Below are 15,098 nucleotides of genomic sequence, written 5' to 3' on the forward strand. Positions count from 1 at the left end.
ATGGCAGAGGGCTTTTTTGGCATGATCAGCTTTCCTCAAGGCAATAGAGCCAGGAAGGACTTCGTCGCCGAGGACATCGGTATTCCGCGGAGCGTAGCAATGCCGATATGGCGGCCGGGCAAAGGCTCGGCTAGAGGGATTTCAACCAGCTCCCCGCGTTGTAGCTCCTCCATAACGTAGTTGCGAATGACAAAGGCCAGGCCAAAGCCGCTTTTGGCGAATTGGACAAGCAGATCCACGCTGCCGAGCTCGAATTCAGGGGTAAACGCGATTCCGCGGGCCGCCGCGTAATCATCCAGATAGCTTCTTGTGCTGCTTCCTTTTTCGAGTAGTAACAGCGGATAAGAATTCAACTGGTCCAAGGTAATCGGCGGGCCGTCAGAGAGCGATTGATAACCTTTGCCCCCGACAAAACAATCTTGAAGCAGCGTGCTTTCGCGTATAGCGACTTGCTTGTCGGATACGGGCAGGCTGACAATGCCGAAGTCAATCTTGCCTTCTTTAAGGAGAGCAAGCGTCTCGGGGGTTGTCCGGTTCGTTACCCTGACGCGGACGCCGGGATACTGCTCGTGGAATCGCTCCAGGTAAGGCAGCAAATAATGCTTGCACAACGTGTCGCTCGCCCCTATCGCAATTTCCCCGTTATGGAGATTATTCATTTCGGCTATCGCTTTTTCCCCGATCTGAACGGATTGGAAGGCTTGCTCGATATATTGCAGCAGCACGGCTCCTTCTTGGGTTAAAGTGACTCCCTTAGGCGTACGGAAGAAAAGCTGTCCTCCAAGCGTGCTCTCCAGCTGCTTGACCGTATGGCTTACCGCAGGCTGAGTAATATGCAGCTGCTCCGCGGCTTTCGATAAGCTTCCGGTTTTGGCAATCCAATAAAAAACGCGGTACCACTCCAAATTCACTTCCATAGGTATTCCTCACATTTATATCAGATATTAGTTATATGAATTATTCTAATACATTTCCCGGGCTTTATCATTAGTAAGTAAGCAATTGATGAAGCGGAGGTAATGAGAATGACAGTAACGGCTATTGTAGGCGCAAATTGGGGAGACGAAGGAAAAGGGAAGATGACCGATGCATGGGCGGCGCAATCCTCCTATGTTGTCCGGTTCCAAGGCGGGAGCAATGCGGGGCATACGATTATTAACGAATTCGGGAAGTTTGCCCTGCATATGCTTCCTTCGGGCGTTTTTAACCCAAACGTTACGAATGTGATTGGTCCCGGCACGGCACTGGATATGGGCGTTTTGCTGGATGAGCTGAAGGCTTTGTCGGCACCGGGAGTTCCAACTCCTAAATTAATCATTTCGGATAGAGCCCAGATTGTATTGCCGGTGCACCGGCTGTTCGATGAACTGGAAGAGGAGAGGCTGGGAAGCAACAGCTTTGGCTCCACGAGACGCGGCATTGCTCCTTTTTATGCGGATAAATATACCAAGCTTGGGATTCAGGCTGCCGATTTGCTGGAGCCTGCCCGTTTGCTTAAGCGCTTGGAGCGGCTGTTAGAATCGAAAAACGTACTTCTGCAGCATCTTTACGGCCAACCTCCCATGCAGGCGGAAGACTTGCTGCCGGAGCTGCTTGAGCAAGCGAAGCTTCTGGCACCGTATATAGGCGACACCGCATCGCTGCTTCAGAAAGCCTGTATCCATGGAGAACCAATTCTGCTGGAGGGGCAATTAGGGGCGCTTCGGGATCCCGATCATGGGATCTATCCTTTTACCACCTCCTCTTCGACGCTTGCGGGCTTTGCCGCGGTTGGGGCAGGAATTCCTCCGTATGCCATCCAGCAGATCGTTGCCGTAACAAAGGCTTATTCCAGCTGCGTTGGCGCCGGGCCGTTTGTATCCGAGCTTCATGGAGCGCAGGCGGAGGAGCTTAGGCAGCGGGGCGGAGACGCAGGCGAATACGGCGTAACGACCGGCCGGCCTAGACGCGTCGGATGGTTTGACGCCGTTGCTACGCGATACGGCTGCCGTCTGCAGGGAGCGACATCCGTCGTATTAACGAACCTGGATGTCTTGGGTTATTTAGACGAAATTCCGGTTTGCGTCGGCTACGAAACGGATGAAGGGATTACCGATTGCTTCCCTATTACCTCCAAGCTTGAAGAAGCAAAGCCCGTGTACAAAACAATGCCCGGCTGGAAAAGCCATATCTCCGATATTAGGCAATTCGATGATTTGCCTCTTGCGGCCCAAAAATACGTAGAGTTCGTGGAGTCCGAAATTGGCGTTCCGATCGCGACGGTTTCCGTTGGACCTAGACGCGATCAGGTGATTGCGAGATAAGTGAAGTGTAAGTGAAGGGGCAATTCTCCGGGGCTTTCGGAATACGATGGAAATAAGGCTTCTTTACGGTAGGTACACGGAGGTGGTCTTATGGGGAATAAAGCTGTTTTGGAAGAGCTGCTATTATCCTGGCCGGGCGTAACGACGGGCCCTCACCGGTTCGGCGGTATCGAATTTGCGGTGAACGGCAAGGAGATCGGACATCTTCACGGTGAGCGGCTGGTAGATCTGTTATTGCCAAAGGCCAAGCGGGATGAGGCCGTAACGAGCGGAAAAGCCAGGTCTCATCATATCCTGCCGGAATCCGGCTGGGTCTCCGTCTATTTGAACACCGAAGACGATCTTGCCCATGCCATTGAGCTGCTGCGTTTTAACTATGAACGGTTTGCCCAAGAAGGCAACGTTCCCTAACGGATTGGGCGCATATTCCATTCCTCCTTCGCTCATACTGTAAGGAGCTTGAAGCAGAGGAGGAATATAAAGTGGACATTAACCGCGCCAAGGAAATTGCCGCTTCCCCGGTAATGGAGGACGTGAAGTATAACGGGAAGCAGGTCTATATTCAGCACGTGGATGATGCAAACGAGACAGCGCGCATCTATCCGTTAACCGATCCGGAGCAGGAGCTTGAAGTGCCGGTTCGCAGCTTGGTTGAGCAATCATCTACAATGGGAATGGAAGTTGATCAAGTGGCATGTCGGGCTTCCTTAGACGGAAACTAATAATTGGTTTTTGTAAAACAAAGCATGGCGGGTTACCGCTGTGCTTTGTTTTTTGTATAATGAATCTTTCAGCAGTTAGTCAGCCGGTAGGAGAGAAGAACGTTCATGAAACAAAAAGCGCAATTGAAATCCAGTTTGCTATTAATTCTTGCTGCCTTTATATGGGGGTTCGCTTTTGTAGCCCAGCGTCAGGGGATGGAGCATACAGGGCCGTTTACCTTTAATGCCGTTAGATTTGTATTGGGCGCCGTATCGTTATTGCCGTTAATTTGGATGATGGACCGGAAATCCGGCCAGACCAAGGCGCATCTTCGCGGTTCCTTTAAGAGTGCCTCTATATACGGAGTATGCACGGGGCTTATCCTGTTCATTGGGGCTTCCTTGCAGCAAATCGGGCTGATGTATACAACCGCGGGCAAAGCGGCGTTTGTTACGGGACTTTATATTGTTATCGTACCGTTCTTCGGCCTGTTTCTGAAGCAGCGGCTCGGCGTGAACAGCGGCATTGGCGCCGTTCTGGCGGTTATCGGCCTATATTTATTATGCATGACCAATGATCTCACGTTGGGAAAAGGGGATTTGTACGAGCTTGTCGGCGCCTTATTCTGGTCCGTTCATATTCTGATGATCGACCGCTTCTCCCGCAGGACGGACGGGCTAAAGCTATCGCTTGTGCAGATTGCGACGTGCTCGGTGCTGAGCTTTATCGCAGCCTTCTCTACGGAAAAGGTGGAACTCTCAGGTCTGTCCGATGCCCTAATTCCGTTGTTATACGGCGGAATTTGTTCCGTTGGTATTGCGTATACGCTGCAGATCGTCGGCCAGAAAAACGCGCATCCTACGCAGGCGGCCATTATTCTGAGCCTGGAGACGGTGTTTGCCGCCATCGGCGGTTACCTGCTGCTGGACGAGGTGCTTGGCGTCCGCGCGGGAATCGGCTGCATGTTTATGCTGGTCGGCATGATTGTGCCGCAGCTTCCGCCTCTCTGGCGGGTTAACCGTAAAAATCGTTCACTTCTTGGATAAACAGGGCAAACAGGGGATGAGAGGAGCTGTCCTCGGGCTTAGCGAACGCTTCGGCTAGGCTTTTGTAATACCAAGCTTGCTCTTTTTCGCCTCTTTTGAACCGGGACCAGAAGGAAGGACCGGATGTTTCGAACTCCCGTTTCATGCTTCTCAGGTTATGCAGTTTGTCGGCACAGGCTACCAAGCGGATTTCCAGCGAAGAAGAGGGGAGAGTCTCGATCGTATGGGTTTTTCGCTCTTCCCAGCTTAAAGATTTATCCGGCTCGGAGCAGCCCTGCACGATAAACGTAATCTCGGGACCAAAAAGATCGGTTAGTTGCTGCTCGGTTGTATCCGTATCCTCAAGCACATCATGGAGAAGGGCTGCTATAATCACTTCTTCGCCGTAGTTGTACGAGGATAGGAGCATGGCCACTCCGAAAGGATGGGAGATATAAGGTATGCCGGTTCCTTTGCGGTATTGGTCCTTATGGGCGGTCGCTGCAAACTCGATCGCGACATCCAGTAAATTCATATGATCAGCTCCTTTAATGGTATTGACTATATTATACGAAGAAGGAGCAAGTATTACGAGCAAAGCCGGCTTATGAGGTGCTCCAGACATCCAGGCATCCAGGCAGCTTAACGATGTGCGGCATCGTTAAGGTCATGGGGAAGCGGTGATCGTGTGGTCTTAACGATGCGCCGCATCGTTAAGCTGGCCGGAAATATCCGGTATCGGGCGAAAATAGGCAAAACCGTCTGCCTTAACGCTGTCCGGCATCGTTAAGGTGACGGCAAAGCAGCCGCAGCGTGATCTTAACGATGTGCCACATCGTTAAGGCTTTTATCTGGATCGCCTGCCGCGAGCAACGGAACGGAAAGGCCCTCCCAGTCATTGGCGACTGGGAGGGCCTTCGTTATTTTTTACCAGTTATTCCCCGTTACGCGGGTGACGGTGAAGTTCGGGCTTTGCGCTTCGCCGTAAATGGCGGAGATGCCCGGGTTGTTGACCTTCACGTTGGTGAAGCTTGCTCCGCCGTAAGCTGGGCCTTGGCCCTGCTCGGCGCGTACGACAAGCTTGATGCCGTAGCGGGACGGATTGTTAATGTTGACGTTCTCGACGCGAATATTTTGCATCACCATATTGTTTGGCGACATGGACTGGAACATGAGGCCGAAGTAGACCGGATTGTTGATGTCCACGTTTTTGATCAGAATGTTCTTGATCGCCCGGTCGCCGCCGTAGATCCAGATTGCGCCAAAGTTCTGGTAATCGTTAATTTTGTCGTCGGCGCCAACGCTGGTCCAGAAGTCGCCGCCCGTGCGGTCCAGCGTAGCTCCGTCAATGACGGTATCCTGGTCGCCGAAGCCAAGCGTGTTGTAGCCGAAGCTGTAGCTGCTGATCGTGATGCCCGGATACGTCAGCGTATCCGCGCCGTACAGGTTCTGGAACAGGTTATCCGAACCGCCGTATACGGCAAAAGCAGCCGCGCGGCGCACGTTAGTCGCCGTCAGATTCGTGTACTTGTTGCCAACGTTGTAAGAGCCGCCCGAGTCTGTAGCGCTGAATAGAGCGAAGGAGTCGTCGCCCGTACCGCGCGCATAGTTGTTGTCGATCACGTTGTACGAGGAGCCGTTCGTCATGTTGATGCCGTCCGCAAAGGTGTTCTTGATCCGGTTGTTCTTGAACGTGTTGTAGGAGGAGTTAACCCCCCAGTAGAGGCAGACGAAATGCTCGACCCAAATGTTCTGAACCGTTACGTTCTGCATGCCGTTGCCATCGATGAATTTGCCCGGTCCATCCACCCGGTTAATGTAGTTGCCCCATGCCGACAGGTCGCGGATCGTTGAGCCGTTAGCCGCGGCGCTGATGTTGAAGCCAACATCCGTATTGGACTGGCTTTGAGGAGCAACCAGCTTCGTGTACCAAGGACCGGCGCCTACGATTTCCGTTGCGCGGCCATAGAGGAAGATCTTGCTGTTGATCGTCCATTCGCCGGCTGGGATGTAGATGCCTTTCTTCGTATTATCCTGTCTGAACTCCGTCAACGCCTGATCAATCGACTTGGACGCCGATACGGCCACGTATTTGGTTGGATCCGGGTTCGCTTGAGGCGGTGCCACATTCTCGGTTTCGAGCAGATCGACGTAGATCCAGGATACGTCGCCCGCATCCTTCTGAATCTTGATTTTGGTTCCGGCCGGATACACCTGATCCAGCATCAGCTGCGCGTCCTCATAGAGCCAGTAAGCCGTTAAGCCTGCGCCAGGCGCATTGTCGTAGCCCAGACGGCCAAGCGTGCTAGGCGTTGCGTACAGGTAAGAGAACTTGGAGGAAACGTTGTATTTGCCTTTGCTTACGCCATCCGCATAAATGCTGACCGTTCCGGTCGTGTTCTCGGCAACCGCGTTGCGGAGGACAAACGCGTTAGCCGGGGAAGTCAGCGTAAATTCCACGTATTCTCCCGTAGCGTCCAGATAGACGGACGAACGGCCGGATGCTTCGCCGGCATAATCGCCGGGCTTGAAGTTAGGAGCAAGCTTCGTGCCGTTAGTCGGATTGGAGGTTGATTCCGCCTCCATGATGGTGAACGGCATGTTTGCCCCGCGGCCCGAGTACAGGCTTACCGTATTGCTGTTATTGGTCTGCTTGGTGCTCACTTCGCTGCCGTCGGCGGCAACCGTGGTGGTTACCGAATAGCTGCCGTTAACGGCCGTCCAAGTGCCCATCGTTACGTTAACGGATTGGCCTGCCGCAAGGGATCCGGTATACGAGCCGTTCCAGGTCTGAACGGTTGCGCCGGATGCGTTCTTCAATGCCACGGTAATCGGATGAGCGCCGGCCGCGGAAGCGATATTCCCTTGGTTCTTCAGGTTAGTCGTAAAAGTAACCGTATTGCCCGCGCTTGGATTGCTTGGGTTCCAGGTCGTCGATACGATCAGATCGGAGCTTTGCACGGCTGCAACGGTGATGCCCGCCGAATTGCCGTAGCTGTTGTTGTTATTGTTTTGCTCGATAACGGTATTGCTCTCATCGACCTTCGCGCTTACCGGATAATTGCCGGCATTTCTTGCCCCGGCATTAACCGATACCGCAGCTGTCGCATTGGCAGCCAAGGCAGCTACGGAAGCCGTGCCAACAAGCTCGCTGCCCAGGTAGAAGTTCACCGAAGAAGCGGGGGAGCCGGCGTTGCCGATATTTTTTACGGTTGCGTTAAGGGTAATGGCATCCGTCTCAACCGGATTGGTCGGCGTCCAAGTCATGCCTGTAATCGTCAGATCCGGGTTAGGAGCCGGCGTGCCGTAAATTTCGAATTCAGCTACCTGACCGCCAGGCGCGCCGGAATTCGCCGTAATGTTCAGCTGGACCTTGCTCACGGTAGCGGTGACCGGAATGGTAACCGTGTTGCCGGAGGAAGGGTTGAACGTATAGGATTGCGCGGATACCAGATTGCTGAAGGTTGTTGTGCTTTGGTTCGCGCCCAATACTTGAATCGTTTGCGTACGCGTGCTCCAATCGGCTGCCGGGTTCAGCTTCACCACAACGGAAGTGATGTCATGATTGGCGCCGAGATCAACGGTCAGCTGGCTTGGATTGCCGCTGCCTTCCCAGTAAGTGGACGTGCTGCCGTCATTGCCGTTAGCCGCTACATACGTAAAGGTTGAAGAAGAAGCGGACATGGTTTTGCCTAATGCTACGTTCCCGCTGGCCGGAGGCGTAGGAGTAGGAGTTGGAGTAGGCGTAGGTGTAGGCGTTGCAGTAGGCGTCGGCGTTGGTGTTGGAGTCGGTGTAGGTGTAGGTGTAGGTGTTGGAGTCGGCGTCGCCGAAGCTGCCACGGAAATCTGATCCAGATTCACATTGCCGGAATCGGTAGAGTCGTATTTGTAGGCAATCGTGTTGTTGCCTGCATTAAGAGTCAACGTCTCGGTCTTGGTGCCCCAAGTATCCCAGTTCGCCAGGCTGTTCAGCGTGGTTTGACGGATCTTGGTGCCGTTGACGTAAATGCTCAACGTGCGCGCGGAGCCTTGGGCGTTAGCGTATTTGAGCGTGACGTCGTAGCTGCCTGCGGAAGCCGCGTTGACCGTAAAGGACGTTGAGGCGCCTTGCGTCCAGTAGCCGTCAACAAAGCCCGTTCCGGAGTAGCCGGTGTGATCCGTATTCACTTTGGCACCGCCGGATAGAGCCGCGCTTTCGGCTTGATAAGTGCCGGATGGCGGAGGAGTTACGGCTGCTCCGTAAATTTCGAATTCGGAGAGTTGGCCGGCCTGCCAGCCTGTATTGGCCGTAATGTTCAGGCGGACGTAACGGGTGCTTACGGCCGAGAAGTTGATGGTTACCGCGTTGTTGCTGACGGAAGGGTTAAAAACGTAACTTGCGGAGCCAACAATGTCGGTGAATGTCGATCCGTTCGTGCTGCCTTGCACGGACAACGTCTGGGTGCGCGTGCCCCAGCCGGCAGGAAGCTTCAGAACGACTTGATCAATGCTGGTGCTTGCTCCAAGATCGACTTGGATCCATTGCGGAAAAGCATTGTTCGTGCTCTCCCAATATGTAGCCTGATTCCCGTCGGCTACATTGCCTGCGACATAAACATCCGCGTAGCCGCTAGCCGTTACCGTCTTGCCTATGGCAAGGTTGGAACCGCCCGCCGCCAATGAGGCAGAAGGGTAGAGCGTAAGCTGCGATAACAAGATGGCCAATGCAAGAGAGAACATCATAAACGGATTGCGGCTTAGCCTTTTACTTATGGCGAACATAAAAAACCTCCTAGTATTAAGAATGGTCAATAATTAATGCGCTTACATTTTAGAGCATAGCTGCATTCAACCACCTCCTAAAAAGAAATCGTTATCTCCGATCATTCTTGCTTCGTAAGCACTCATTCGAATGAACAAAAAACCAATACCTAACGGTTACGCGTGCGGTATTGGCGGTCTCGAATCTTTTCGTCATGAGGTTGTAATCGAAAGAGCAGTCGTATGTGCATAGCATAATCCAGTTGCCTGCCAGGCTGAAGATGCATTCCTACGATGAACATGTGCGATCTTATGTATCGGCGGCGGCGCAACAAAAAAACCGGCACCGCATCGGAGCGGTACCGGTTCTATAGATCCTGTTCTTTCAAATAAGAGAGCGCGGAGCGCATCTTCTCGATATAAGCGGCTTCTCCGCCGGTACACATGAACCGTACTTGGCCGCTACCGCGCCCCGTGCCGATTCCGTAACGGCTCAGCATCGCGGTTAAACGCCGGATCGTTCCCAGATTGCCGTTCACAATCTGAATATGCGCAGGCAGAACATCCCGGAGAATAGACGTGTAGAACGGGAAATGCGTGCAACCCAGCACCAATATGCCGTATTCGTTCAAGTCGTAAGGCGCCAGCTTGGAGAGAAAATAATCCTTCAGCACTTCTTTATCGAATTGCAGCGACTCGCAATATTGCACCAGCTCGGGCATTGGAAGGGAGTCTACGATTCCTTCTTCGTCCACGCGGGAGACCAGCGCGTAATATTTCGGCATGCGCAGGGTGAGAGGAGTCGCCCAGACGAGAACCTTTTTCCCCGTTGCCCGGTTCATCTCCACGGCAGGCTTAACGGCAGGCTCCATCCCGATAATGGGAAAAGAATACCGCTCCCGCAGCTCGTTGATCGCGATGCTCGTCGCCGTATTGCAGGCTACGACCAGCGCATCGATCCCCTCCGCAACCATCTGCTCAACCGTCTGGAGCACGAAGTCGCGGACCTCCTCTTCCGATTTGGTCCCGTACGGAACATGCTTCGTGTCCGCCATATATAAATAATTCTCGGCAGGAAGACGCTTCAGCGCTTCCGCCAGTACCGTTAGTCCTCCGAGTCCGGAGTCGAAAATACCGATCGTCATAGTTTACAACGTTCCTATCCCATATGATTACACCCAGCATAACGCGGTCCGGGAAATAGGGCAAGACTCCGATCGGATTATTTTGAAGACAACTATCCCGTCATCACTCTTTCTACCGGGTAACGGTACTTCGAGGTTGTCTGCTGGCCGCCAATGATATAGAGGAAGGACGTCAGTCCGATTCTTCCGATAAACATAAGCAGCATGAGAATGCATTTGGCGAAAATGCTCAAATCCGGCGTAATCCCGGTAGATAAGCCCACCGTACCGAAGGCGGAGCACACCTCCAGAATGATCGCGACCAGCTGATGCTGCTTGTCGGAGAAGCTGATGGCAAGCACGGACAGCGAACACATGACGATCGCCATCATGGAGATGGCAAGGGATTTTAAGATATCGTCTATATGCAGCTCGCGCTTGAATACCTTGTAGTCCCGCCGCCCTCTGGCGAAGTGGTAGATAAACAGCATATTAAGAGCGAAGGTGGTTGTCCGGATCCCGCCGCCAACCGAGTTGGGAGATCCTCCGATAAACATGTAGACGCACATCAGCAGAAGCGTCGGCAGCGTCAGATGAGTAATGTCCATCGTCGTAAGGCCGGCGCTCCGCGTCGTAGCGGCCTGGAAGAAGGCGTAGAAGAAGCTTTCGTGCCAGGTTAGGCCTTTGAAATAATGCTGCGACTCGAACAACAGGATACAGACCGTTCCAATCGCGAGCAAAGCGAAATAGGTAAAAGAGGTCAGCTTCGTAAATAGCGAGAAACGGAAGGGATGATTCAGATCCAGCTTGTTGCGGGAGAGAAATGCTTTTAGTTCGATTAAGACCGGGAAACCGATCGCGCCGAAAATAATAAGCAGAATCGTCACCAGCTGAACGAAATAGTCATCCTTGAACGGGATGAGCGATTGGCCGGTAATGTCCATTCCGGCATTGGTTGTTGCGCTGACGGAGGCGAATAGCCCCTGCAGGAAGGCTTCTTGCCAGGTAGGGAAGTACCGGAGGAAGCGTACTCCGAAGATGACCGCGCCAATCAGCTCGGTCAGAAGGGTGATCCGCAATATTTCTTTTACGAGCTGGACTAGGCCCGATAAGGCGAATTGATTGTTGTCGACCATAATGAGCCTGCGCTCGCGGAGACCGATTTTGCGCCCGATCAACAGCCAGAAGAACGTGCTCATCGCCATAATGCCGATCCCTCCGAATTGAAGGACGAGCATAATAACGAAATAACCGAACACGCTGTAGGTTTCCGCCACGTTAAATACGCTCAGACCGGTATCGCTTACGACGCTGACGGCCGTAAAGACGGTATCGAAGAAAGAGACCTCGACTCCGGGCCTCCGCACGGCAGGAATGCTGAATAGAAGAATGGATATAAGCACAGCCAGAATATAGTATCCGGTAATGACTTGGGCAGGCGAACGCCGGCTCACCCATTCCCGAGATGTTTTAAACATACAATCCTCCCGTTATCCCTAAGGCATAGCCATAATATGGTTGGATTCGCATGCAAATATGCGGCTTCTCGCTTTTACAATTTCTTTATCAAATTTTAAAATGGCCATTATAAAGCCCCCCTACAATAAGGACAAGAATACAACTTATATACAACCGGAACACAACCAAATTGTAGGGGGCAAATGAAAATGAAGGTATCCAAAATTTACGCAGCAACCGTACTCGCTGCATCTCTTGCGCTTGGCGCGGTAGCCGCACCGGCAGCAAGCTTCGCTGCACCTGCTGCGGTATCGCAAAAGAAAGTGCAAGGCGTATTCACGCAAGCAAGCGTTGAACGCACGTCTGACGGCAAGCTGAAAATTCACTGGAACTCCAATGCAGACCTTGGCGCCGCTAAAATCCTGTGGAGCACTTCGCCGGACAACATCGCTACAAACGGCAAGCAGCTGAAGCGCATTAATGCGAGCTATAACGGCTATGTCACAGCGGATCCGAAGCCGGGCTCCCGCTTGTACTTCTACATTAAAACAAGCAGCGGCGCGACCGTAACGGTTGCGGAGCGCAAAGTAAACTTGCAGGGCGCATACAACTTCCGCGACCTCGGCGGCTACAAAACGACCGACGGCAAAACCGTAAAATGGGGCAAGCTGTTCCGCGGCGAAGAGCTTGGGCATTTGACGGACGCGGACATCAAGACGATTCAGGAAATGGGCATCAAAACAAACGTGGACTACCGTACGGATGCAGAGGTTAAGGCTCTTGCGGATCCGGTAATCCCGGGTATCGCCAATATTCGCACGGATGCCGGGAATGCAGGCTCGGCAGCGGATCTGAACGCCATGATTGCTTCCGGCCTGATGAAAGACGAAGCTAGCGCGGTTGCCATGATGGCTGGCTTTAACAAACAAATGGTCGATTCTCCGAAGTTCTACGTCCAATTGATGGAGCTGCTTAACGACCCTAACCATATCGGACTCGTTCAGCACTGCACAGCCGGTAAAGACCGTACGGGCCTGGGCTCCGCGATCATTCTTCTGACGCTTGGCGTAGACGAGAAGACGGTTATGGATGACTACCTCTTGAGCAACGTATACCGTGCGGAAGCGAACAAGAAGGCGATTGAAGCCGTTAAAGCTCAGGTGAAGGATGAGAATGTTGTCGCGGCGATTACGGCTTTGATGGGCGTTCAGAAGGAATTCCTGCAAGCGGCAATTGACGAGATGAAGGCAAAATACGGCTCGATCGACAATTTCCTTGAAAAAGGCCTTGGCATTACGAAACAAGAACGCGCGAAGCTGAAAGCGATGTACACGGAATAATAAGAATGGATCGCTGGCCTTTTACGGCCGGCGGTCTTTTTTTATGGCTAAGCGAAAGAAAAGGGTATAATAAGGAAAAACGAGATTGGAGACAAAAGATGACGGACTATAAAACAACCGCGGGTTGGAACCTTGAGAATAGCTACGCCGATCTGCCGGACTTATTATATACGAAGCAAAATCCTGCCCCCGTGCGCGCTCCCGGGTTAATCAAGTTAAACGAACCGCTGGCGGCGGAGCTAGGGCTTCATGCCGATGCGCTGCGAGGCAGCGAAGGCATCCAAGTATTCGCGGGCAATCAGATTCCCGAAGGCGCGGAGCCCCTTGCCCAGGCTTATGCCGGACACCAATTCGCTTATTTCAACCGGCTTGGAGATGGCCGCGCCGTGCTGCTTGGCGAGCAGGTTACTCCGCAAGGTGAGAGATATGATATTCAGTTGAAGGGCTCCGGAAGGACGCCTTATTCCCGCGGCGGCGACGGACGCGCGGCGCTGGGGCCCATGCTTCGGGAGTATATCATTAGCGAAGCGATGCATGGCCTTGGCATTCCGACAACCCGCAGTCTTGCGGTTGTGACGACGGGCGAAGAGATCGTGCGCGAGAGCCTGCTCCCTGGCGCGATTCTGACCCGGGTTGCCGCAAGTCATATCCGTGTCGGTACCTTCCAGTTCGCAGCCCAATGGGGGACGCTCGAGGAGCTTCAAGCGTTGGCGGATTACGCGATAAAGAGGCATTACCCTGATATGGAGGACGGTGACAACCGGTATGTCAGCTTCTTCAGGGAAGTTGTTAAACGCCAGGCGGCGCTGATTGCGAAATGGCAGCTGGTTGGTTTTATCCACGGGGTTATGAACACGGATAATATGGCGATCAGCGGAGAAACGATAGATTACGGGCCATGCGCGTTTATGGATACGTATGACCCGGCTACGGTTTTCAGCTCCATTGACCGGGAAGGCCGCTATGCGTTTGGCAATCAGCCGTCTATCGGTGCATGGAACCTCGCTAGACTTGCTGAAGCCTTGCTTCCGCTAATGGACGAGGATGAAGAAGGGGCTATTGAGCTGGCTCAGGATGCGTTGTCGGATTACAGCGAGCTGTTCCAGCAATACTGGCTGCAAGGCATGCGCGCGAAGCTGGGGATCTTTAACGAGGAGCCGGAGGATGAGGCGCTGGTTGAAGCGTTTGTGCTGCTGATGCAGCGGAATCAGGCGGATTACACCAATACGTTCCGGGCTTTATCCATGGATAAGGCTGAGGATACTGTGCTGCATGGTACGGCGGAGTTTGCGGAATGGCAGCAGCAATGGCAGGCGAGACTGGGACGGCAAGCGGAGTCCAAAGAAGAAGCTCTCCGGCTGATGCGGAGCAGCAATCCGGCTGTTATTCCCCGCAATCACCGGGTAGAGGAAGCGCTGGAGGCGGCGGAACAGGGAGATCTGTGCGTATTGGATAATCTGCTTGCCGCGCTTGCGAACCCGTATGCCTATTCGGGCGAGCAAGAGGCGTATGCCGCCCTTTCGGAACAATCGCCGCGTCCGTACCGAACGTTCTGCGGAACTTAAGGCGATAGGAGATTTATGCCATGAAATATGAATTGGGCCGCTGTTTGCTGCAGAAGCGATTGGAGGAGCGGGGGATGAGCCGGGAGGCATTAGCCGGAGAGTTGCGGTATAAGCCGGAGCGGCTGGCCGACTATATCGAGAATAAGCGGTTAATGCCGTTAAAGACGGCGATCTCCATTGCGGACACGGTTGGATGCACGGTTAATGAGCTGTATGAATTATTGCCGGCAGAAAGCGGGAGACCGAAATGACGGGTAAAAATATCGCGATTGCCTTGTACCGGCCGCATGCCGGCAAGGAGCAAGAGCTTCATGAGATCGTTAGGGAGCATGGACCGGCTCTGAAGCGGGAGGGACTGATTACGGAGCTGCCGCTGCTTCAGCTTGAAGCGGAGGACGGGACCGTTATTGAGATTCTCGAATGGAAATCCGAGGAGGCCAAAAGGCAGGCGCATAGCTCTCCTGTCATTTGGCCGATTTGGGAGCGTATGATGGCTGTCGCGGAAATGACGGGGCTCGGATCGTTGAAGGAAGCCGCCCAGCCGTTTCCGAATTTCAGGAGGCTGGAGCTATAGCAGTCAGCGCTTGGCTGAGCTTAACGATGCGCGGTATCGCTAAGCCCGCGGCATCATATCGGGGGTTGCGAACGAGTGATGCTGGCATTAGACCCTGGCAGGGTCTTATCGGGCGAAAGTGGAGTAATAGTAGTCATTATAAGACCCTGCAAGGGTCTTATTTGCTTAGGTTGGGCTGGGAATGTAAGTGTTGTGGGCGTGCTGCGTTGATGACGTAAAATAGTCTGTGTACCAGGATCTGGAGTCTTTCCAGAATGCAAAAAAGTA

Annotated in this window: 13 protein-coding genes; 8 read left to right on the top strand and 5 right to left on the bottom strand. The window is 53.3% G+C overall.

Going from position 1 to position 15,098, the window contains the following annotated elements:
• Positions 1-35: 35 nt before the first annotated feature.
• Positions 36-917, bottom strand: a complete 882-nt coding sequence (locus CFI03_RS20105; protein WP_248758980.1) for a LysR family transcriptional regulator — start codon at positions 915-917, stop codon at positions 36-38.
• A 108-nt stretch (positions 918-1,025) separates the two neighbouring features.
• Here CFI03_RS20105 and CFI03_RS20110 point away from each other — a divergent pair, with 108 nt between their 5' ends.
• The 4 genes from CFI03_RS20110 to CFI03_RS20125 all read left to right on the top strand — a co-directional run bounded on the left by CFI03_RS20110 (position 1,026) and on the right by CFI03_RS20125 (position 4,051).
• Positions 1,026-2,303, top strand: coding sequence for an adenylosuccinate synthase (locus CFI03_RS20110; protein ID WP_248758983.1), 1,278 nt, complete (start codon positions 1,026-1,028; stop codon positions 2,301-2,303).
• Between the two features lie 90 nt (positions 2,304-2,393).
• A complete protein-coding gene (locus CFI03_RS20115; RefSeq protein WP_248758985.1) occupies positions 2,394-2,714 on the top strand; it encodes a luciferase domain-containing protein in 321 nt (106 codons plus the stop codon).
• Positions 2,715-2,785: 71 nt separating this feature from the next.
• Complete coding sequence (locus CFI03_RS20120; protein WP_201008521.1) at positions 2,786-3,025, top strand: H-type small acid-soluble spore protein; 240 nt, start codon at positions 2,786-2,788, stop codon at positions 3,023-3,025.
• A gap of 105 nt (positions 3,026-3,130) precedes the next feature.
• On the top strand, positions 3,131-4,051 hold the full coding sequence (locus tag CFI03_RS20125; protein ID WP_248758987.1) for a DMT family transporter: 921 nt from the start codon (positions 3,131-3,133) through the stop codon (positions 4,049-4,051).
• Here CFI03_RS20125 and CFI03_RS20130 read toward each other — a convergent pair.
• From CFI03_RS20130 to CFI03_RS20145, 4 genes are all read right to left on the bottom strand, one after another.
• Positions 4,020-4,565: an HD domain-containing protein gene (locus CFI03_RS20130; RefSeq protein WP_201008518.1), complete on the bottom strand. Its 546-nt coding sequence runs from the start codon at positions 4,563-4,565 to the stop codon at positions 4,020-4,022. The genes CFI03_RS20125 and CFI03_RS20130 overlap by 32 nt on opposite strands.
• A 392-nt stretch (positions 4,566-4,957) precedes the next feature.
• Positions 4,958-8,791 carry a galactose-binding domain-containing protein gene (locus tag CFI03_RS20135; protein ID WP_248758989.1) on the bottom strand — a complete coding sequence of 1,278 codons (3,834 nt, stop codon included), beginning with the start codon at positions 8,789-8,791 and terminating at the stop codon, positions 4,958-4,960.
• A 347-nt stretch (positions 8,792-9,138) separates the two neighbouring features.
• Positions 9,139-9,915 (bottom strand): glutamate racemase, encoded by a 777-nt coding sequence (murI, locus tag CFI03_RS20140; protein WP_201008516.1) that lies wholly within the window; start codon positions 9,913-9,915, stop codon positions 9,139-9,141.
• Between the two features lie 92 nt (positions 9,916-10,007).
• Positions 10,008-11,372, bottom strand: coding sequence for a TrkH family potassium uptake protein (locus CFI03_RS20145; RefSeq protein ID WP_248758991.1), 1,365 nt, complete (start codon positions 11,370-11,372; stop codon positions 10,008-10,010).
• Between the two features lie 189 nt (positions 11,373-11,561).
• Between CFI03_RS20145 and CFI03_RS20150 the strand changes: the two genes are divergently transcribed.
• The 4 genes from CFI03_RS20150 (at position 11,562) to CFI03_RS20165 (ending at position 14,831) form a co-directional block, all read left to right on the top strand.
• Positions 11,562-12,692: a tyrosine-protein phosphatase gene (locus tag CFI03_RS20150; protein WP_248758992.1), complete on the top strand. Its 1,131-nt coding sequence runs from the start codon at positions 11,562-11,564 to the stop codon at positions 12,690-12,692.
• A 98-nt stretch (positions 12,693-12,790) separates the two neighbouring features.
• Complete coding sequence (locus tag CFI03_RS20155; RefSeq protein ID WP_248758993.1) at positions 12,791-14,257, top strand: protein adenylyltransferase SelO; 1,467 nt, start codon at positions 12,791-12,793, stop codon at positions 14,255-14,257.
• A 20-nt stretch (positions 14,258-14,277) separates the two neighbouring features.
• On the top strand, positions 14,278-14,508 hold the full coding sequence (locus CFI03_RS20160; RefSeq protein ID WP_248758994.1) for a helix-turn-helix domain-containing protein: 231 nt from the start codon (positions 14,278-14,280) through the stop codon (positions 14,506-14,508).
• Complete coding sequence (locus CFI03_RS20165; RefSeq protein WP_248758996.1) at positions 14,505-14,831, top strand: antibiotic biosynthesis monooxygenase; 327 nt, start codon at positions 14,505-14,507, stop codon at positions 14,829-14,831. The genes CFI03_RS20160 and CFI03_RS20165 overlap by 4 nt, the downstream gene beginning before the upstream one ends.
• Positions 14,832-15,098: the final 267 nt, after the last annotated feature.

Origin of the sequence: Paenibacillus sp. ATY16, from assembly GCF_003399985.2 — a bacterium.
Classification (GTDB): domain Bacteria; phylum Bacillota; class Bacilli; order Paenibacillales; family Paenibacillaceae; genus Pristimantibacillus; species Pristimantibacillus glycanilyticus.